This is a genomic window from Streptococcus pseudopneumoniae (assembly GCF_001074565.1).
Lineage (GTDB): Bacteria > Bacillota > Bacilli > Lactobacillales > Streptococcaceae > Streptococcus > Streptococcus pseudopneumoniae_J.
In genome coordinates this window covers 43,579-61,446 of record NZ_JUQX01000026.1, presented here as the reverse complement: position 1 = coordinate 61,446, position 17,868 = coordinate 43,579, and the positions used below count along the sequence as shown (strand labels likewise).

Sequence of the window (17,868 nt, the reverse complement as noted above, 5' to 3'; positions counted from 1 at the left end):
TGGTTCTTTTCTTATAAACTGGTCGAGTGTTTGGGTTGCACTTTTTGTTCTGGGTCAATGTAGTTGATGGCATTGTTAACAGCTGTTGGAGCTTCCCCCAGTCCTGTCGCAATCAAATCAATCTTACCGTCATAGTAGCAACAGTCGCCGATAGCATAGATACCTGCTTGGCTAGATTCTTGCTTGCTGTTGACGATAATCTTGTGGCGGTTGAGGTCCAGACCCCAGTTTTTAAGATTTCCGACAGAAGACTTGAAGCCGTAGTTGACAAAGAGGTGGTCTACCTCAATCGTTTCGGCTTCATCAGATTTGACTTTGGTGATTTCCAGTTTGTCAAGTGTTTTTCCATCTCCAAGGAGTTGGCTAGGAACGAATGGTGTCTTGATAGTCACAGATGATTCTTGCAGGGCTTGCACACTGTGTTCCAAGGCACGGAAGTTATCTCGACGGTGAACGAGAGTAGTTGGGGCGATTTTTTCAAAAGCCAATGCCCAGTCAACTGCTGAGTCCCCTCCACCAAGGATGGTCACTTTCTTGCCTGCGTATTGCTGAATGTTGGAAACGTGGTAGTGGATATTTTCATAATTTTCGACGCCATCTAGTTCGAGCGGACGCGGTTTAAAGGCACCACCCCCCATAGCAATGATGACGGTTTTAGTCAGGTGACTTCCCTTGTTGGTTGTAATGCTAAATCCTTCATCGTGTTTCTCAATCTCAAGAACGGTTTCGTTGAGGTGAACAGGTGTGTCAAAGCCATCTAGCTGCTCAAGTAAACGCTTGGTTAACTCTTCTCCAGTTAGATTTGGAAAACCTGGCACATCAAGGATTTGCTTTTCAGGGTAGAGGATGGCAGGCTGACCACCGAGCTGGGGAAGGGAGTCGATGATTTGGACTTTGGCTTGGCGTAGGTGGGCGTAAAAGGCAGCAAAGAGGCCGACAGGACCGCCCCCTACAATGGTAATATCATAGAGTTGAGACATGATTTCTCCTTCGTTTTTTCTAGTCAGTTTATTTTATCATAATTTTGCTTAATTTAAAATGAAGTAGGATGGGGAAAAAATGAGCAGAAAATGGTATAATAGTACGGAAAGTGTTTTGACAGGGAGGAGGCCAGGGATGAATTTTCAACAATTATCCAATTTACAATACTGGACGAGTTTGTTTTCAAGCCCTTGGAGTATAGTCACCAATCTGATTGATATTCTCATTGTGACTTATATTTTGTATCATTTTACAAAGGCCATTGCAGGTACCAAAATCATGATCTTGGTTCGGGGAGTTTTGGTCTTCATTCTAGCCCAGATTCTCTCTAATATGATTGGTTTAACGACCATTTCTTGGTTGATCAATCAAATCATCACCTACGGGGTCATTGCAGCGGTGGTCATCTTTTCACCAGAGATTCGAACGGGTCTAGAGCGGTTGGGTCGGGCAACGGATTTCTTTACCAATGCTCCGATTAGTGCAGAAGAGCAGATGATTCGTGCCTTTGTGAAATCAGTCGAATACATGAGTCCGCGTAAAATTGGTGCTCTGGTAGCAGTGCAGCGAGTGAGAACCTTGCAGGAATACATCTCGACGGGGATTCTCCTAGATGCCAAGATTTCAGCTGAATTACTCATCAACATTTTTATTCCTAACACTCCCTTGCACGATGGAGCTGTCATTATCCGAGAAGATCGGATTGCTGTTACTTCAGCCTACTTGCCACTAACTGAAAATACAGAGATTTCCAAAGAGTTTGGAACGCGACATAGGGCGGCGATTGGTCTGTCGGAAGTGTCAGATGCTCTTACCTTTGTGGTTTCGGAGGAGACAGGTGGAATCTCAATCACCTATAATGGAGTCTTTAAGCACGATTTGACCTTGGAAGAGTTTGAATCTGAATTGAGAAGAATCCTGCTTCCAACATCAGAGGAAAAACATGGTTTGAAAGAGCGCTTGCTAGGAGGATTGAAACATGAGAAAAAATAGTCTTTATATCATTTCTTCCTTCTTTTTCGCCTGCATTCTCTTTATCTATGCGACTTCTACGAACTATCAGAATAATAATAGTGCCAGACAGGTGCGGACGGAAACCTATACCAATACAGTACTCAATGTGCCAATTGATATCCACTATGACAGTGAACAGTACTTTATTAGCGGCTTCACGTCAGAAGTAACGGTTTTCTTGACAGGTTCCAATCGAGTTGCTTTGGCAAGCGAAATGCAGGAAAGTACGCGCAAATTTAAGGTGACGGCTGATCTTTCTGATGCCAGTGTAGGAACCATCGAAGTTCCTCTAAACATAGAAAATCTACCGAGTGGTTTGACCGCTGTTGCAACACCGCAAAAGATAACAGTGAAGGTCGGAAAAAAAGCAAAACGAGACAATGTAATCGTTGTGCCGGAGATTGACCCTAGCCAGATTGATTCTCGTGTGAAAATTGATACAGTGACTGTGTCAGATGAAAAAGTAACGGTTATTAGTGACGAGGAAACTCTCTCTAGAGTAGATCGTGTCATTGCCATCTTACCGACAAGTGAACGGATAACAGGTAACTATTCGGCTTCTGTTCCACTACAAGCTGTTGATAAAAATGGAAATGTTTTACCAAGCGTCATTATGCCATTTGATACTACAATGAAAATTACAACCAAGACAGTATCGTCTAGCTCGAGTTCTTCGTCAACGACCTCGTCAACAGGATCCTCGACTAGCAGCTCGTCTTCAACGAGTTCAGAAACAAAACCAGACTCGTCTAAACAAGAATAAACTAAATTTTAGAAAAGGATGATTAACAAAATGGGTAAATATTTTGGGACCGATGGAGTCCGTGGAGAAGCAAACGTGGAACTAACGCCAGAGTTGGCCTTCAAACTGGGACGTTTTGGTGGATATGTTCTTAGCCAACATGAAACGGAAGCCCCTAAAGTCTTTGTAGGACGTGATACACGTATCTCAGGAGAAATGCTAGAATCTGCCTTAGTGGCAGGTCTTCTATCAGTAGGGATTCACGTCTACAAACTCGGTGTCCTTGCAACACCAGCAGTAGCTTACTTGGTAAAAACAGAGGGAGCTAGTGCGGGTGTTATGATTTCAGCGAGTCACAACCCAGCCCTTGATAATGGAATTAAGTTCTTTGGTGGGGATGGTTTCAAACTTGATGACGAAAAAGAAGCAGAAATTGAAGCCTTGCTAGACGCTGCCGAAGACACCCTTCCTCGTCCGAGTGCTGAGGGCTTGGGAACCTTGGTGGACTATCCAGAAGGTTTGCGTAAGTATGAAGGCTACCTTGTTTCAACTGGAACTCCTCTTGAAGGGATGAAAGTGGCCTTGGATACAGCCAATGGTGCAGCGTCTACAAGTGCTCGTCAAATCTTTGCAGACCTTGGAGCTCAGATAACTGTTATCGGTGAGACACCAGATGGTCTTAATATCAACTTGAATGTGGGTTCTACACATCCAGAAGCTCTTCAAGAAGTGGTCAAAGAAAGCCAGTCAGCTATTGGTTTGGCCTTTGACGGAGACAGTGATCGCTTGATTGCTGTCGATGAAAATGGTGACATCGTCGATGGTGATAAGATCATGTACATCATCGGGAAATACCTTTCTGAAAAAGGCCAGTTGGCTCAAAATACCATCGTGACAACGGTTATGTCTAACCTTGGTTTCCATAAGGCCTTGGATAGTGCTGGCATTAACAAGGCAGTGACTGCTGTTGGTGACCGCTATGTTGTCGAAGAAATGAGAAAATCAGGCTACAACCTTGGTGGTGAACAATCAGGTCACGTTATCTTGATGGATTACAATACAACTGGTGATGGTCAATTATCAGCTGTCCAATTGACTAAAATCATGAAAGAAACAGGTAAGAGCTTGTCTCAACTAGCATCAGAAGTGACGATTTACCCACAAAAACTGGTCAATATCCGAGTGGAAAATGCCATGAAAGAGAAAGCCATGGAAGTACCAGCTATTAAAGCAATCATCGAAAAGATGGAAGAAGAGATGGCTGGCAACGGCCGTATCCTTGTCCGCCCAAGTGGAACAGAACCTCTCTTGCGCGTCATGGCAGAAGCGCCAACAACAGAAGAAGTCAACTACTACGTAGATACGATTGCTGCTGTGGTTAAAGATGAAATCGGAATTGACTAAAGTCTAGAAAACTAGATGAAATGATAAAAATGTGGTACAATTGCATAGTAAATTGTAGCAAAGGGAGAGAAAAATGAATCTTAAACGAGAACAAGAATTTGTTAGCCAGTATCACTTTGATGCTCGTAACTTTGAATGGGAAAATGAAAATGGAGCTCCTGAAACCAAGGTAGACGTGAACTTTCAGTTACTCCAACACGACCAAGAAAACCAAGTAACTTCGCTAGTTGTTATCTTGAGTTTCATGATTGTTTTTGACAAATTTGTCATCAGCGGGACGATTTCCCAAGTGAACCACGTGGAAGGTCGTATTGTCAACGAACCAAGCGAATTTAACCAAGAAGAAGTCGAAACCTTGGCACGTCCATGCTTGAACATGCTCAACCGTTTGACGTATGAAGTAACAGAAATTGCCTTGGATCTTCCAGGAATCAATTTGGAGTTTTAGTCATGAAATTAGCTGTCATTACAGATTCTTCCGCCTATTTAGAGGAGAAGACGCTGCAAAGAGAGAATCTATTTATCTTGGATATTCCTGTTAATATTGATGGGGAAGAGTATGTCGAAGGTGTCAATCTGACTGCTGAGGAATTTTATCAAAAAATGGCTCAGTCTGCTGAATTGCCTAAGACCAGTCAACCAAGTATTGCCAAATTGGATGAGACTCTAAGTTCCTTGAAAGAAGAGGGTTATACCCATGTCTTGGGTCTTTTCCTTTCGTCAGGGATTTCAGGTTTTTATCAGAATATCCAATACTTGTTGGATGAGTATGAAGGTTTGACCATTGCCTTTCCGGACACCCATATCACAAGTGCTCCTCTAGGATTTATGGTAGAGAGTGCCTTTGAATGGGCAGAACAGGGCGATGATTTTGCTCAGATTCAGGAGAAGTTGGCTATTCAAATCGCTGATAATTCAGCCTTTATCATAGTAGATGACCTTGATCACTTGGTTAAGGGAGGACGTCTGTCAAATGGGGCTGCTATCTTAGGGAATCTCCTCAGTATCAAGCCCATTCTTTACTTCAATGACCAAGGTGTAATTGAAGTTTACGAAAAAGTTCGTACGGAAAAGAAGGCAACCAAACGTTTGGTGGAAATCATCAAAGAGTTGACAAAAGATGGGGACTACCGTATTACAGTAATTCATGGTAACGCACCTCAAAAGGCGGCAGATTTGCGCCAACTCTTGATTGAGAGTGGTGTGAATTCTGAGATTTCAATTGTCAGCTTTGGTGGTGTCATTGGGACCCACCTTGGAGAAGGCAGTATCGCCTTGAGCTATACGCCAGTTGTCTAGATTGTTCTGGGCAGACTTTATATCTTAGAAATTGAACACGGACTATCTGCCTCTTGAAAAAAGATGCCTGTCTTGCCTTTCATGGAAAGTCAGCGCCATTCCCTATTTTTCATGGGCAGCTAGCGTCCTTTGTATCTTGAATAGGAGTAGAGATGAGTATTCGAGTGATTATTGCCGGTTTTAAGGGAAAGATGGGCCAGGCTGCTTGTCAGATGGTTTTGGCTGATCCTGACTTGGACTTGGTGGCAGTGTTGGATCCTTTTGAGTCTGAATCAGAGTGGCAGGGAATTCCTGTCTTCAATGATAAGGCTGCCTTGGCTGGTTTTGAAGCGGATGTCTGGGTAGACTTTACTACACCAGCCGTTGCTTACGAAAATACGCGTTTTGCTCTTGAAAATGGCTTTGCTCCTGTCGTAGGAACAACAGGATTTACTAGTGAAGAAATTGCAGAATTAAAAGAATTTTCCCGTGCTCGAGATTTGGGTGGCTTGATTGCCCCTAACTTTGCCTTGGGAGCTGTCTTGCTGATGCAATTTGCGGCGCAGGCTGCCAAATATTTCCCAAATGTGGAGATTATCGAGCTCCATCATGACAAGAAAAAAGATGCTCCGAGTGGAACAGCCATCAAAACAGCTGAGTTAATGGCGGAAGTTCGGGAATCAATCCAGCAAGGTGCGCCTGATAAGGAAGAATTGATTGCGGGTGCTCGTGGTGCTAATTTTGATGGTATGCGCATCCATTCAGTCCGTCTACCAGGCTTGGTAGCCCATCAGGAAGTCATCTTTGGCAATCAAGGAGAAGGATTGACTCTGCGTCATGACTCCTATGATCGCAGCTCCTTCATGACAGGGGTGAATTTGGGAATCAAAGAAGTTGTCAAGCGTCATGAGCTTGTCTATGGATTAGAACACTTATTATGAGATTAACACAAATGCCTTCTGAATTTCAGAAGGCTTTACCAGTATTAGAAAAAATTAAAGAAGCAGGTTTTGAGGCCTATTTTGTTGGGGGCTCTGTTCGAGATGCTCTCCTCAATCGTCCCATCCATGATGTGGATATTGCGACTTCTTCCTATCCGGAGGAAACCAAGCAGATATTCTCTCGCACTGCCGATATCGGAATTGAGCATGGAACCGTCTTGGTTTTAGATGGGGACGAGGAGTATGAAGTAACAACCTTTCGGACTGAGGATGTCTATGTAGACTATCGCAGACCCAGTGCGGTTTCCTTTGTACGTTCGCTAGAAGAAGATCTCAAGCGCCGTGATTTCACAGTTAATGCCTTTGCCTTGGATGAGACAGGCGAAATTATTGACTTGTTCCATGGTTTAGAGGATTTGGAAAACCAAGTCTTGCGAGCAGTTGGAGTGGCTAGTGAGCGTTTTAACGAGGATGCTTTGCGCATTATGCGTGGTTTTCGTTTTCAGGCCAGTCTCGGTTTTAAACTTGAGCAAGAAACATTTGAAGCGATGAAATCCTTGACTCCGCTCTTGGAGAAGATTTCTGTGGAACGTACCTTTGTTGAGTTTGATAAACTCTTGCTGGCACCTTTTTGGCGAGTTGGCTTGTCTTCCATGATTGAGAGTCAGGCTTATGATTATCTCCCTGATATGGCAGACAGTCGAGAAAAGCTTCAAAAATTGTTTGATTTGGAGACTGATTTCACTTTTGAATCTTCAGAGCAAGCCTGGGCGGCTCTATTGTGGGCTTTGGAGATTAGAGATGCACAGCCATTTTTGAAAGCTTGGAAAACCTCACGCCAGTTTGCCAAGCAAGTACAGGATTTGCTGACTATTTTGGCTTTGCGAGAAGAAGGAGAGCTGAGCAAGCGCGATTGTTACCGCTTTGACTTGGATTCCCTTCTACAGGCTGAAAGTCTTCGTCAGGCACAAGGAAAGGAAGTCAACCCACAAGCCATCAAAGAAACTTACCATAGTTTGACCATTCATGATAAGAAAGAAATCCAGATTAACGGCGGCATTTTGATTAAGGAATATGGTTACCAGCCAGGTCCAGATTTGGGAGATATTTTAACAGAGATTGAGTTTGCCATTGTCGATGGTGACTTGGAGAATGACCGTGATGCCATTCATACTTACCTGAGGGAGAAAAAATGAGTGATTTTATTGTTGAAAAACTAAGTAAATCCGTTGGTGACAAGACCGTTTTTAAGGATATTTCTTTTATCATCCATGATTTGGACAGAATCGGTCTGATTGGTGTCAATGGAACGGGTAAGACCACCCTTTTAGATGTTTTATCAGGTGTTTCAGGCTTTGATGGGGATGTCAGTCCTTTTTTGGCTAAGAATGATTACCAGATTGGCTACTTGACCCAGGATCCAGAGTTCGATGATAGCAAGACAGTTTTGGATACGGTCCTATCCAGCGACCTCAAGGAAATCCAGTTGATTCGTGAGTATGAACTCCTCATGCTCAACTATAGCGAGGACAAGCAGGCTCGTTTGGAACGAGTCATGGCTGAGATGGATTCTCTCCAAGCCTGGGAAATCGAAAGTCAGGTCAAGACCGTTCTCAGCAAGTTGGGTATTCAGGATTTGTCAACTCCAGTTGGTGAATTGTCAGGTGGTCTGAGAAGACGTGTTCAGTTGGCGCAAGTTCTTCTAGGAAACCACGACCTCTTGCTTCTGGACGAGCCGACCAACCACCTGGACATTGCGACCATTGAGTGGCTGACTCTTTTTTTGAAAAATTCCAAGAAGACCGTTCTCTTTATCACACATGATCGTTATTTCCTAGACGCGCTGTCAACACGAATTTTCGAGTTGGACCAAGCAGGCTTGACCGAGTATCAGGGCAATTACCAGGACTATGTTCGTCTCAAGGCTGAACAAGATGAGCGTGATGCAGCGCTTCTCCACAAAAAAGAACAACTCTATAAGCAAGAATTAGCCTGGATGCGCAGACAACCGCAAGCGCGTGCGACCAAGCAACAGGCCCGTATCAATCGTTTCCACGATTTGAAAAAAGAAGTTTCAGGTGGCGTTGCTGAGACAGACTTGACCATGAACTTTGAAACCAGTCGGATTGGGAAAAAAGTCATCGAGTTTCAGGATGTTTCCTTTGCCTATGAAAACAAGCCCATTTTGCAAGATTTTAATCTCTTGGTGCAAGCTAAAGACCGTATCGGAATCGTTGGGGATAATGGTGTGGGGAAGTCAACTCTGCTTAACCTCATCGCAGGGAGTCTTGAGCCGACTAAAGGTCAAGTTATCATAGGTGAGACGGTTCGCATTGCCTATTTCTCTCAACAAATCGATGGCCTGGATGAAAGCAAACGGGTCATCAACTACCTGCAGGAAGTAGCAGAAGAGGTTAAGACCAGTGGTGGTTCCACAACTTCCATCGCTGAGTTGCTGGAACAGTTCCTCTTCCCACGTTCGACGCATGGAACCCTGATTGAGAAATTGTCTGGTGGAGAGAAAAAACGCCTCTACCTCCTCAAACTTCTCTTGGAAAAACCCAATGTTCTTCTTTTGGATGAGCCGACCAATGACCTAGATATTGCAACTTTGACAGTTTTGGAGAATTTCTTGCAGAGTTTTGCAGGCCCTGTTTTAACAGTTAGCCACGACCGTTATTTCCTGGATAAGGTAGCGACTAAGATTCTCGCCTTTGAGAATGGAAGCATCCGTACTTTCTTTGGTCATTACACTGATTACCTTGATGAAAAAGCCTTTGAAACAGAGATGGCCAATCAAGTGCAAAAGGCAGAAAAGGAGAAAGTAGTCAAGGTCCGTGAAGACAAGAAACGCATGACCTACCAAGAAAAGCAGGAGTGGGCAAGCATTGAAGGCGATATTGAAGCCTTGGAAAATCGTATCGCATCCATTGAAGAAGAAATGCAGGCAAATGGCTCCGACTTTGGTAAACTAGCGACTCTTCAAAAAGAGCTAGACGAGAAAAACGAAGCACTCCTTGAAAAATACGAACGCTATGAATATTTAAGTGAATTGGTATAATGGAAGAAGTAATCATAAAATGGAGCAGCAAGAAAGTCATCTGGACTATTCTTCTCTGTTTGGTCGAGTTAGTGTTTTTTACTTATATACTATCTTTTTTGCTGATTTATCCCGAAGAAGATTCAATGGGAATCATAGTATTAATTGCTTTTGTTGGATTCCTACTCATTATTGTTGGTTGGCTCTTGTATGAACGGATGCAGATTCTTCTATCAGGCAAAGAGTATTTAAAATTTACGACTCAAGGTTTTTTCTATAAGCCACATCCAAAGAAAGACTGGCAGTTTTATTCCTGGAGGCAAGTAGAAACATTTTCTCTTATGAGAATCAAGGGTGGTAGAAGTTCGAGGGATTTTTACCAGATTGAAGTTTGTTTTTTTGACAAAGACCTTGTAAAAACGAAATCTCTATGGAATCGACTGCGAAGTAAATTTTCAAGTGCTAAACCTGCTGTCGACTTGATAATTCCGATTCATTTACTGGATGTTGACTTTCCTAGAAGAGTCTTTGAAACCATGTCCTACTTTGAGCGAGAATGGCGTATCAAGCAAAATCGCCAAGCAAGAAAATAGGCAAAACAAGCTTTGAAAAGCAAATCTTCCAAACCGTCATAGTCTGTCTTTGCTTAAAGTAGAATAATCAAAAAGACCCTATTCATTGGATAGGGTCACTGTTTGTCTTCTTTTTTTGTTTCCTGATGAAAGATATTTTGCCAAGTTTCGTGACGGCGCCAGATACTAGTGTGGATGATTCCGTCCATCTCATAGCATATGAGTTTGGTTTTCTGACTAATGGAGGTAATCTGAATGTCCTTAATTGCAGCTTTAAGTTCTTTTTCAGCCTTATAGGCCTCTTTATCCATCTGCTCTCCATCTTGACGGATATAGATAAAGTCCTCAGCAAGGAGTTCTTCTAGTTGGTTTCCTTGGTCAATCAATTGCTCGCGCATGAGTAGTTTTTTGTAGACATTGTCTAAAATTTCGTCTTCAGGTATAGGAGCAGGTTCGATATGGACATCGGTGTCAAATACTCCAAAACGCTCTTCTAGCATGGATTCGACCTGGTCTGCAATTTCGTGACTTTCATAGACTGATAAATCAGGATTCATCTCCAGCGTGATATCAAGGTAGATATTGCTACCATAGGTACGCCCTCTTTGAGACTTGACCTTACTAATCTTTGGAATTTCCATTATGGCCTTTTGGTAGTCTTCTAGTAGTCGGTCATCAAAACCATCTGAAAGACTGAAGGACGATTCGATAAAGATATCATAGGCTGTCTTTAAGATAAAGAAAGTGATGATGATAGCGACTAATTTATCCACAATCGGATAATTAAAACTGCTGGCTAGGATAGCAATGGAAGTACCAAGCGAGGTGACTGCATCGGAAAGATTATCTTTAGCTGCTGCCTTTAGAGCTTTGGATTTGGATTTCTTACTGAGGCGTGTGTTATAGAGATAAACGACAAACATAACCGCCGCAGAAATGATTCCTAGAAATGCTCCCAGAGGATCGATAATCGTTTGTTCCCGACTGAGGATTTTCTGAATGGTATCCCGAAGCACATCAAAGCCAACGTAGAACATGATGATGGAAGTAATCAAACTAGCTAAATCTTCAATCTTCCAGTGTCCAAAGCGGTGGTCACGGTCTGCAGGCTGGCGAGCCATCCGAATGCCAATCAGAAGAGCAACATTTCCGATAATATCGGATACGTTGTTGAAACCATCCGCTACCAAACTGGATGAATGAAGTAGATGACCAGTTGCTAATTTTGCCGCAGACAAGAATAAGTAGGTCGAGATACTGACAATGGCACCACGCTCAGCTAACTTGAGATTTGAGATTGATTGTTTCATCAAACTTCCTTTTCAGTATAAGTAATATTCTTTCATTATACTGGTTTTTGCGGGAAAATTCAAATTTAGTCCACCTTCACCGAATTTTAATGATTGAAAACTTTTCAAAATTTGGTATAATAGTACTACTCAAGGGAGTAGCTGGCAGAAACCTGTGATAGTGTCGTCATTCCGAATTGTGTACTGCAAAGTATACCTTCCGGCCCTATCTTAAACAGCGAGACTTGTTATGATTAACAAGTCTCTTTTTGTTTGTCATAAAACAAAAAGAGAACTTGTTTTGCACACAATGTCAAGGAGGAGACGCATGTCAAAAGAACAAAAACGCCAAGCGTTTTATACTCAAAGTCCTGAAGAGGTCTTGAAGTCAGTTGAAGCAACTGAGCAAGGCCTTTCGTCAAGCGAAGCGCAAAAACGCCAAGCTGAATATGGACGCAATGAACTGGAAGAGGGTGAGAAAAAATCTCTCTTGGTTAAATTCATTGAACAGTTTAAGGATTTGATGATTATCATCCTAATTGCTGCAGCTATCTTATCAGTCATAACATCTGGTGGTGAAGATATCGCAGATGCCATCATTATCCTAGCCGTGGTTATCATCAACGCTGCCTTTGGTGTTTACCAAGAAGGAAAAGCAGAAGAAGCCATCGAGGCCCTCAAGTCTATGTCCAGTCCAGCTGCTCGCGTTATTCGTGATGGGCACATGGCAGAGATTGATTCCAAAGAATTGGTGCCAGGAGATATCGTTGCCCTTGAAGCTGGTGATGTGGTACCAGCAGACCTACGTTTGCTAGAAGCCAACTCTCTTAAAATCGAAGAAGCAGCTTTGACAGGTGAGTCTGTTCCAGTTGAAAAAGACTTGACAGTCGAGCTCGCTGCAGATGCTGGTATTGGTGACCGTGTCAATATGGCCTTCCAAAACTCAAACGTGACTTATGGTCGTGGTCTTGGTGTTGTTGTCAATACAGGTATGTATACTGAAGTGGGTCATATCGCTGGCATGCTCCAAGATGCTGATGAGACGGATACACCTCTTAAACAAAACTTGAACAACCTTTCTAAGGTCTTAACCTATGCAATTTTGGTTATTGCCCTTGTTACTTTTGTAGTTGGAGTCTTCATCCAAGGCAAAGATCCACTTGGTGAGTTGATGACCTCTGTTGCGCTTGCTGTTGCAGCCATCCCAGAAGGACTTCCTGCTATCGTGACCATCGTTCTTGCCCTTGGTACTCAAGTTTTGGCAAAACGAAACTCTATCGTTCGTAAGTTGCCAGCAGTTGAAACGCTTGGTTCAACTGAAATCATCGCTTCTGATAAGACTGGTACGCTTACTATGAACAAGATGACAGTCGAAAAAGTCTTCTATGACGCAGTCCTACATGATTCAGCTGATGATATTGAACTTGGCTTGGACATGCCACTACTTCGTTCAGTTGTCTTGGCTAATGATACCAAGATTGATGCGGAAGGAAACCTGATCGGGGATCCAACGGAAACAGCCTTCATCCAGTATGCCTTGGACAAGGGCTACGATGTTAAAGGGTTTTTAGAGCAATATCCTCGTGTGGCTGAATTGCCGTTTGATTCAGATCGTAAACTCATGTCAACGGTTCATCCATTGCCAGATGGTAAATTCCTCGTAGCAGTCAAAGGGGCTCCAGACCAACTTTTGAAACGTTGTGTTGCTCGTGATAAAGCTGGAGATGTCGCTCCGATTGATAATCAAGTCAATGACTTAATTCACACAAACAACTCTGAAATGGCTCACCAAGCCTTGCGTGTCCTTGCGGGTGCGTATAAGATTATCGATAGTATTCCAGAAAACTTGACTTCTGAAGAGCTTGAAAACAACTTGATCTTTACTGGATTGATTGGAATGATTGACCCTGAGCGTGCCGAAGCTGCAGAAGCTGTTCGTGTCGCTAAGGAAGCAGGAATTCGTCCAATCATGATCACGGGTGACCACCAAGACACAGCAGAAGCCATTGCTAAACGTTTGGGAATCATCGATGAAAATGATTCAGAAGACCATGTCTTGACTGGTGCTGAGCTCAACGAACTTTCTGATGAAGAATTTGAAAAAGTAGTTGGTCAGTATTCTGTTTACGCGCGTGTATCTCCAGAACACAAGGTTCGTATCGTCAAGGCTTGGCAAAACCAAGGTAAGGTCGTTGCAATGACAGGTGATGGTGTTAATGATGCGCCAGCTCTGAAAACAGCTGATATCGGTATCGGTATGGGAATAACTGGTACAGAGGTTTCTAAGGGGGCTTCTGATATGATTCTTGCGGATGACAACTTTGCGACCATTATCGTCGCAGTTGAAGAAGGACGTAAGGTCTTCTCAAACATTCAAAAGACTATTCAGTACTTACTTTCTGCCAATACTGCTGAAGTATTAACTATCTTCTTATCAACCTTGTTTGGTTGGGACGTCTTGCAGCCAGTTCATCTTTTGTGGATCAACTTGGTAACAGATACCTTCCCAGCTATCGCTCTTGGTGTTGAACCTGCTGAGCCTGGTGTCATGAATCACAAACCACGTGGACGAAAGGCAAGCTTCTTCTCAGGTGGTGTTTTGAGTTCTATCATCTATCAAGGTGTACTCCAAGCAGCTATTGTTATGAGTGTTTATGGACTTGCAATTGCTTACCCAGTTCATGTGGGTGACAATCATGCCATTCATGCGGATGCCCTTACTATGGCCTTTGCAACACTCGGTTTGATTCAGCTCTTCCATGCCTACAACGTTAAGTCTGTTTACCAATCCATCTTGACAGTTGGACCATTCAAGTCTAAGACCTTCAACTGGTCAATCTTGGTATCCTTCATTCTTCTGATGGCAACCATCGTCGTAGAACCACTTGAAGGTATCTTCCACGTAACCAAACTAGACTTGTCACAATGGGCCATTGTTCTAGCCGGAAGCTTCTTAATGATACTTATCGTCGAAATCGTCAAGTTTGTTCAACGTAAACTTGGTCTTGATAAGAACGCGATTTAAAAAGAAAGTCATCTTCGGATGGCTTTTTTTGCATTTGAGGGAAAGGACTAGAAGTTGCCCCCTTTTGTGCTATAATAAAGTAAAGTTGTAAGGAGCGTAAGAGAATGGAAAAGAAAATTGTCCGAGATGTCTTATTCTTGTCGCAGGTCTCGAAACCTGCAAGTCAAGAAGACCTTTATCTGGCTAAGGATTTGCAGGATACCCTGCTGGCTAATCGCGAGACCTGTGTCGGTCTGGCGGCTAATATGATTGGTGTGCAGAAGCGCGTGATTATCTTTAATCTTGGCCTAGTTCCCATAGTTATGTTTAACCCCATTCTCCTTTCCTATAAAGGACCTTACGAGACAGAGGAAGGTTGTTTGTCTTTGACTGGGGTTCGAACGACGACTCGTTATGAAACGATTACGGTTTCCTATCGCGATAGCAAGTGGCAGGAACAGACTATTACGCTAACAGGTTTTCCAGCTCAGATCTGCCAGCATGAACTGGATCATTTGGAAGGACGGATTATTTAGGAGGAACTCAGATGAAACGCATATTATTTGAACTTGTTTTTATTGCAACGACCTGGTATATTTTTTTGCCGCCCTTCAATCTTACTAGCTGGGAATTCATCTTCTTTCTCTGTGGGCATCTGGTGGTGATGGGGATTTTGTTTAGTTTCCGCAAGGATTCTAATCTCATCAAAACGGTTCATGTACGACATGGCAAGCCTGCCAATGAGCTCAATCTAGAAGGACTTCATTTTACCAAACTCAGTAGAGGATTGTTGATGGCTGCAGGCCTTATCTTTTCCCTTGCTGGTCTGGTTAGCTTAGTGACATCAAGCTTTTTTCAAGCAAAAAACTATGCCAATGTGGTGTCTATCACCGAAAAAGACTTTAAAGATTTTCCTAAGAGTGATACCAGTAAGGTTCCGATCTTGGATCGGAGCACTGCTGAAAAAATTGGGGACCGTTATCTGGGCTCTCTGACAGATAAGGTATCCCAGTACGTAGCAGCAGACACCTATACCCAGCTGACGGTTGATGGCAAACCTTATCGAGTCACCCCCTTGGAGTATGCCGATCCCATCAAATGGTTCAATAATCAAGCCAAGGGAATTGGCGAGTATATCAAGGTTGATATGGTGACAGGAAATGCGGAATTGGTGGATTTAAAAACGCCAATGAAGTATTCGGACTCCGAGTACTTTAACCGCGACGTCAAACGTCATCTTCGAATCAAGTATCCGACCAAGATTTTTAAAACCCCGTCCTTTGAGGTGGATGATGAAGGAAATCCTTTCTATGTAGCAACCGTTTATCAAAAACAGTTTGGTCTAGGAGTCCCTCGTCCTTCATCTGTTATTATCTTAGACGCCACCAATGGAGAAACCAAGGAATACAGCTTGGATGAAGTCCCAGAATGGGTGGATCGTGTCTATCCAGCAGAAGAAACCATCGAGCAAATCAACTACAACGGCAAGTATAAAGATGGCTTCTGGAATGCCTTGATTTCTAAGAAAAACGTTACCCAAACGACTGAGGGATATAACTATCTTTCTATCGGAAATGATATTTATCTCTACACAGGGGTGACTTCAGCAAATGCTGACGAAAGTAATCTAGGTTTTATCCTTGAAAACATGCGTACAGGTGAAATCACCAAGTACAATCTAGCATCAGCAACCGAAGAATCTGCCCGTGCTTCCGCGGAAGGAGCCGTGCAAGAGAAAGCCTACAAGGCGACCTTCCCTATCCTTGTCAATCTAAACGACAAACCGCTCTACATCATGGGCTTGAAGGACAATGCAGGCTTGGTCAAGGAGTATGCATTGGTCGATGCAGTGGAGTACCAAAACGTCATCGTAGCAGCTACAGTAGATGAACTCCTCAGCAAATATGCCAATAAAAACGACCTCGACCTGGATAACGAAACGGTAGAAAACATCAAGGGTGTAGTTGCGGATTTGAAATCAGCTGTTATCAAGGGTGACACCGTCTACTTCTTTAAAGTTGATGGCAAAATCTACAAGGTCAAGGCTTCAGTGTCAGACGACCTTCCTTACCTTGAAAATGGCCAATCTTTCGAAGGTCAAGTTGGAAAAGATAACTATCTCAAGACCTTTAAAGTGCAGTAAATAAAGAAACCTCGGTATAAACCGAGGTTTTTCAGATGAAATTCTTGGTCGTGATTGAAAAATATGCTACACTAACAATATGAAAATTTTAATCCCAACAGCAAAAGAAATGAATACAGACCATCCTTGTATCGAAGCGCTCCCTTTGAGGGAAGAAAGTCAGTCGGTTCTTGACTCACTGGCGCACTACTCAGCTAGTGAATTAGAAAGTTTTTATAAGGTATCTGCCGAAAAAGCAGAGGAAGAGTACGCTCACATTCAAGCTCTAAAAGATCAGAGGGCTAAACATTATCCAGCCTTGAAACTCTTTGATGGTCTCATGTACCGTCACATCAAACGAGATGAGTTGACTGAGACTGAACAAGCCTATCTTGAAGATCATGTTTTAATTACATCAGCTTTTTATGGCGTAGTTCCTGCCCTATCTCCCATGGCTCCTCACCGTTTGGACTTCTTGATGAAGTTAAAAGTGGCTGGAAAAACCCTAAAGAGTCATTGGAAATCAGCCTACGATGAGGCACTAGAGGATGAGGACTTGATATTTTCTCTCTTGTCATCAGAGTTTGAAACCGTATTTTCGAAGGAAATTAGAGAAAAGATGGTGACCTTCAAATTTATGGAGGATAAGGCAGGTCAGCTGAAGATTCACTCAACCATTTCAAAAAAAGCGCGTGGGGCCTTTTTGACCGCCTTGATAGAAGGGCAAGTTCAAACAGTTGAGCAAGCTCGCAAGCTCAGTTTTGCAGGCTTTGACTACCGACCTGATTTATCAAGTGATTTAGAACTCGTCTTTGTGAAACAAGCATAAAACCAGCTCATTCGAGCTGGTTTTTGCTGGATTAGTTGATGGCTGCAAGAAGGTCGTCCGCTTGTTTTGCAAGTGATGAAGCAGTTGCTTCTTCTAACACCAATTTTCCGTCTGCCCAAGCAGAGTCATTGACACGAGCGGCAGTAAAGTCACCAACGACTTGTGTACGGATAAATGGCAAGAGGTCTTTATAAATCGCAAAGAGTTGTTCGTGACCGGCATTGGCTACAGATGAGACAGTAACAAACTTGTCTTGGAGGGCAGAAGCACCACGTGTATCAGACAAATCAATGGCACGAGAGAGCCAGTCAAGCAAGTTTTTCACTGTTCCAGGGATAGAGAAGTTGTAGACTGGAGAGAAGATCCAGATAGCATCTGCAGCAAGGACTGCTTCACGAGCAGCAGCTACAGCTGGATGAGTTGGAACTTCCAAATCTTGGCTGAAGAGAGGAACAGCTGAGTAATCAAGATAGCTGACTTCCGCTTTTCCGGCAAGTGCTTTTTCAGCTTCGAGGGCCATTTGGTGGTTGAAAGAACCTTGGCGTAGTGAACCGACGATAAATAGTACTTTTTTAGACATGATAAGTCTCCTTTAGTTTAAAATTCAAAGAGCGAACTCTTTTGTTACCATCTATGTTACAACAAATGATAC

At 43.1% G+C, this 17,868-nt stretch carries 16 protein-coding genes; 13 read left to right on the top strand and 3 right to left on the bottom strand.

What is annotated here, in order from left to right; translation table 11 throughout:
• Window positions 1-11: 11 nt before the first annotated feature.
• Complete coding sequence (locus ADI74_RS03535) at window positions 12-980, bottom strand: NAD(P)/FAD-dependent oxidoreductase (RefSeq protein ID WP_049537059.1); 969 nt, start codon at window positions 978-980, stop codon at window positions 12-14.
• A gap of 136 nt (window positions 981-1,116) precedes the next feature.
• On the opposite strand from ADI74_RS03535, the gene cdaA reads away from it, so the two are divergent.
• The 9 genes from cdaA (at window position 1,117) to ADI74_RS03485 (ending at window position 9,993) form a co-directional block, all read left to right on the top strand.
• Window positions 1,117-1,974, top strand: a complete 858-nt coding sequence (cdaA, locus tag ADI74_RS03525; RefSeq protein ID WP_049537057.1) for a diadenylate cyclase CdaA — start codon at window positions 1,117-1,119, stop codon at window positions 1,972-1,974.
• Entirely contained in the window at window positions 1,961-2,758 is a 798-nt protein-coding gene (locus ADI74_RS03520; protein ID WP_049537055.1) for a CdaR family protein, read from the top strand. Before cdaA ends, ADI74_RS03520 begins: the two co-directional genes overlap by 14 nt.
• Window positions 2,759-2,788: 30 nt before the next feature.
• The gene (gene glmM, locus ADI74_RS03515; protein WP_049537053.1) at window positions 2,789-4,141 is read left to right on the top strand and encodes a phosphoglucosamine mutase; all 1,353 of its coding nucleotides are present in this window, start codon (window positions 2,789-2,791) and stop codon (window positions 4,139-4,141) included.
• A gap of 73 nt (window positions 4,142-4,214) precedes the next feature.
• On the top strand, window positions 4,215-4,589 hold the full coding sequence (locus ADI74_RS03510) for a DUF1149 family protein (RefSeq protein WP_001050092.1): 375 nt from the start codon (window positions 4,215-4,217) through the stop codon (window positions 4,587-4,589).
• A gap of 2 nt (window positions 4,590-4,591) precedes the next feature.
• Window positions 4,592-5,440, top strand: coding sequence for a DegV family protein (locus ADI74_RS03505; RefSeq protein WP_049537051.1), 849 nt, complete (start codon window positions 4,592-4,594; stop codon window positions 5,438-5,440).
• Between the two features lie 152 nt (window positions 5,441-5,592).
• Window positions 5,593-6,360 carry a 4-hydroxy-tetrahydrodipicolinate reductase gene (dapB, locus tag ADI74_RS03500; protein ID WP_049537050.1) on the top strand — a complete coding sequence of 256 codons (768 nt, stop codon included), beginning with the start codon at window positions 5,593-5,595 and terminating at the stop codon, window positions 6,358-6,360.
• Window positions 6,357-7,556, top strand: a complete 1,200-nt coding sequence (locus ADI74_RS03495; RefSeq protein WP_080980347.1) for a CCA tRNA nucleotidyltransferase — start codon at window positions 6,357-6,359, stop codon at window positions 7,554-7,556. The genes dapB and ADI74_RS03495 overlap by 4 nt, the downstream gene beginning before the upstream one ends.
• The gene (locus tag ADI74_RS03490) at window positions 7,553-9,421 is read left to right on the top strand and encodes an ABC-F family ATP-binding cassette domain-containing protein (protein ID WP_049537046.1); all 1,869 of its coding nucleotides are present in this window, start codon (window positions 7,553-7,555) and stop codon (window positions 9,419-9,421) included. The genes ADI74_RS03495 and ADI74_RS03490 overlap by 4 nt, the downstream gene beginning before the upstream one ends.
• Window positions 9,422-9,546: 125 nt before the next feature.
• A complete protein-coding gene (locus ADI74_RS03485; RefSeq protein ID WP_239682806.1) occupies window positions 9,547-9,993 on the top strand; it encodes a hypothetical protein in 447 nt (148 codons plus the stop codon).
• Window positions 9,994-10,088: 95 nt separating this feature from the next.
• Here ADI74_RS03485 and mntE read toward each other — a convergent pair whose 3' ends face one another.
• Window positions 10,089-11,282, bottom strand: coding sequence for a CDF family manganese efflux transporter MntE (mntE, locus tag ADI74_RS03480; RefSeq protein WP_049537044.1), 1,194 nt, complete (start codon window positions 11,280-11,282; stop codon window positions 10,089-10,091).
• Window positions 11,283-11,589: 307 nt separating this feature from the next.
• On the opposite strand from mntE, the gene ADI74_RS03475 reads away from it, so the two are divergent.
• From ADI74_RS03475 to yaaA, 4 genes are all read left to right on the top strand, one after another.
• Window positions 11,590-14,286 carry a cation-translocating P-type ATPase gene (locus ADI74_RS03475; RefSeq protein WP_049537043.1) on the top strand — a complete coding sequence of 899 codons (2,697 nt, stop codon included), beginning with the start codon at window positions 11,590-11,592 and terminating at the stop codon, window positions 14,284-14,286.
• Between the two features lie 104 nt (window positions 14,287-14,390).
• The gene (locus tag ADI74_RS03470) at window positions 14,391-14,801 is read left to right on the top strand and encodes a peptide deformylase (RefSeq protein ID WP_049537042.1); all 411 of its coding nucleotides are present in this window, start codon (window positions 14,391-14,393) and stop codon (window positions 14,799-14,801) included.
• An 11-nt stretch (window positions 14,802-14,812) separates the two neighbouring features.
• Window positions 14,813-16,408, top strand: a complete 1,596-nt coding sequence (locus ADI74_RS03465; RefSeq protein WP_049537039.1) for a hypothetical protein — start codon at window positions 14,813-14,815, stop codon at window positions 16,406-16,408.
• A 79-nt stretch (window positions 16,409-16,487) separates the two neighbouring features.
• A complete protein-coding gene (yaaA, locus tag ADI74_RS03460; protein WP_049537037.1) occupies window positions 16,488-17,216 on the top strand; it encodes a peroxide stress protein YaaA in 729 nt (242 codons plus the stop codon).
• A gap of 31 nt (window positions 17,217-17,247) precedes the next feature.
• Here yaaA and ADI74_RS03455 read toward each other — a convergent pair whose 3' ends face one another.
• On the bottom strand, window positions 17,248-17,796 hold the full coding sequence (locus ADI74_RS03455; RefSeq protein WP_000039630.1) for an NAD(P)H-dependent oxidoreductase: 549 nt from the start codon (window positions 17,794-17,796) through the stop codon (window positions 17,248-17,250).
• Window positions 17,797-17,868 lie beyond the last annotated feature (72 nt).

What these genes read in the sequence shown, in the direction of transcription:
- ADI74_RS03535 (WP_049537059.1), bottom strand. Translation starts at nt 980, where the DNA reads ATGTCTCAACTCTATGATATTACCATTGTAGGGGGCGGTCCTGTCGGC.
- cdaA (WP_049537057.1), top strand. Translation starts at nt 1,117, where the DNA reads ATGAATTTTCAACAATTATCCAATTTACAATACTGGACGAGTTTGTTT.
- ADI74_RS03520 (WP_049537055.1), top strand. Translation starts at nt 1,961, where the DNA reads ATGAGAAAAAATAGTCTTTATATCATTTCTTCCTTCTTTTTCGCCTGC.
- glmM (WP_049537053.1), top strand. Translation starts at nt 2,789, where the DNA reads ATGGGTAAATATTTTGGGACCGATGGAGTCCGTGGAGAAGCAAACGTG.
- ADI74_RS03510 (WP_001050092.1), top strand. Translation starts at nt 4,215, where the DNA reads ATGAATCTTAAACGAGAACAAGAATTTGTTAGCCAGTATCACTTTGAT.
- ADI74_RS03505 (WP_049537051.1), top strand. Translation starts at nt 4,592, where the DNA reads ATGAAATTAGCTGTCATTACAGATTCTTCCGCCTATTTAGAGGAGAAG.
- dapB (WP_049537050.1), top strand. Translation starts at nt 5,593, where the DNA reads ATGAGTATTCGAGTGATTATTGCCGGTTTTAAGGGAAAGATGGGCCAG.
- ADI74_RS03495 (WP_080980347.1), top strand. Translation starts at nt 6,357, where the DNA reads ATGAGATTAACACAAATGCCTTCTGAATTTCAGAAGGCTTTACCAGTA.
- ADI74_RS03490 (WP_049537046.1), top strand. Translation starts at nt 7,553, where the DNA reads ATGAGTGATTTTATTGTTGAAAAACTAAGTAAATCCGTTGGTGACAAG.
- ADI74_RS03485 (WP_239682806.1), top strand. Translation starts at nt 9,547, where the DNA reads ATGGGAATCATAGTATTAATTGCTTTTGTTGGATTCCTACTCATTATT.
- mntE (WP_049537044.1), bottom strand. Translation starts at nt 11,282, where the DNA reads ATGAAACAATCAATCTCAAATCTCAAGTTAGCTGAGCGTGGTGCCATT.
- ADI74_RS03475 (WP_049537043.1), top strand. Translation starts at nt 11,590, where the DNA reads ATGTCAAAAGAACAAAAACGCCAAGCGTTTTATACTCAAAGTCCTGAA.
- ADI74_RS03470 (WP_049537042.1), top strand. Translation starts at nt 14,391, where the DNA reads ATGGAAAAGAAAATTGTCCGAGATGTCTTATTCTTGTCGCAGGTCTCG.
- ADI74_RS03465 (WP_049537039.1), top strand. Translation starts at nt 14,813, where the DNA reads ATGAAACGCATATTATTTGAACTTGTTTTTATTGCAACGACCTGGTAT.
- yaaA (WP_049537037.1), top strand. Translation starts at nt 16,488, where the DNA reads ATGAAAATTTTAATCCCAACAGCAAAAGAAATGAATACAGACCATCCT.
- ADI74_RS03455 (WP_000039630.1), bottom strand. Translation starts at nt 17,796, where the DNA reads ATGTCTAAAAAAGTACTATTTATCGTCGGTTCACTACGCCAAGGTTCT.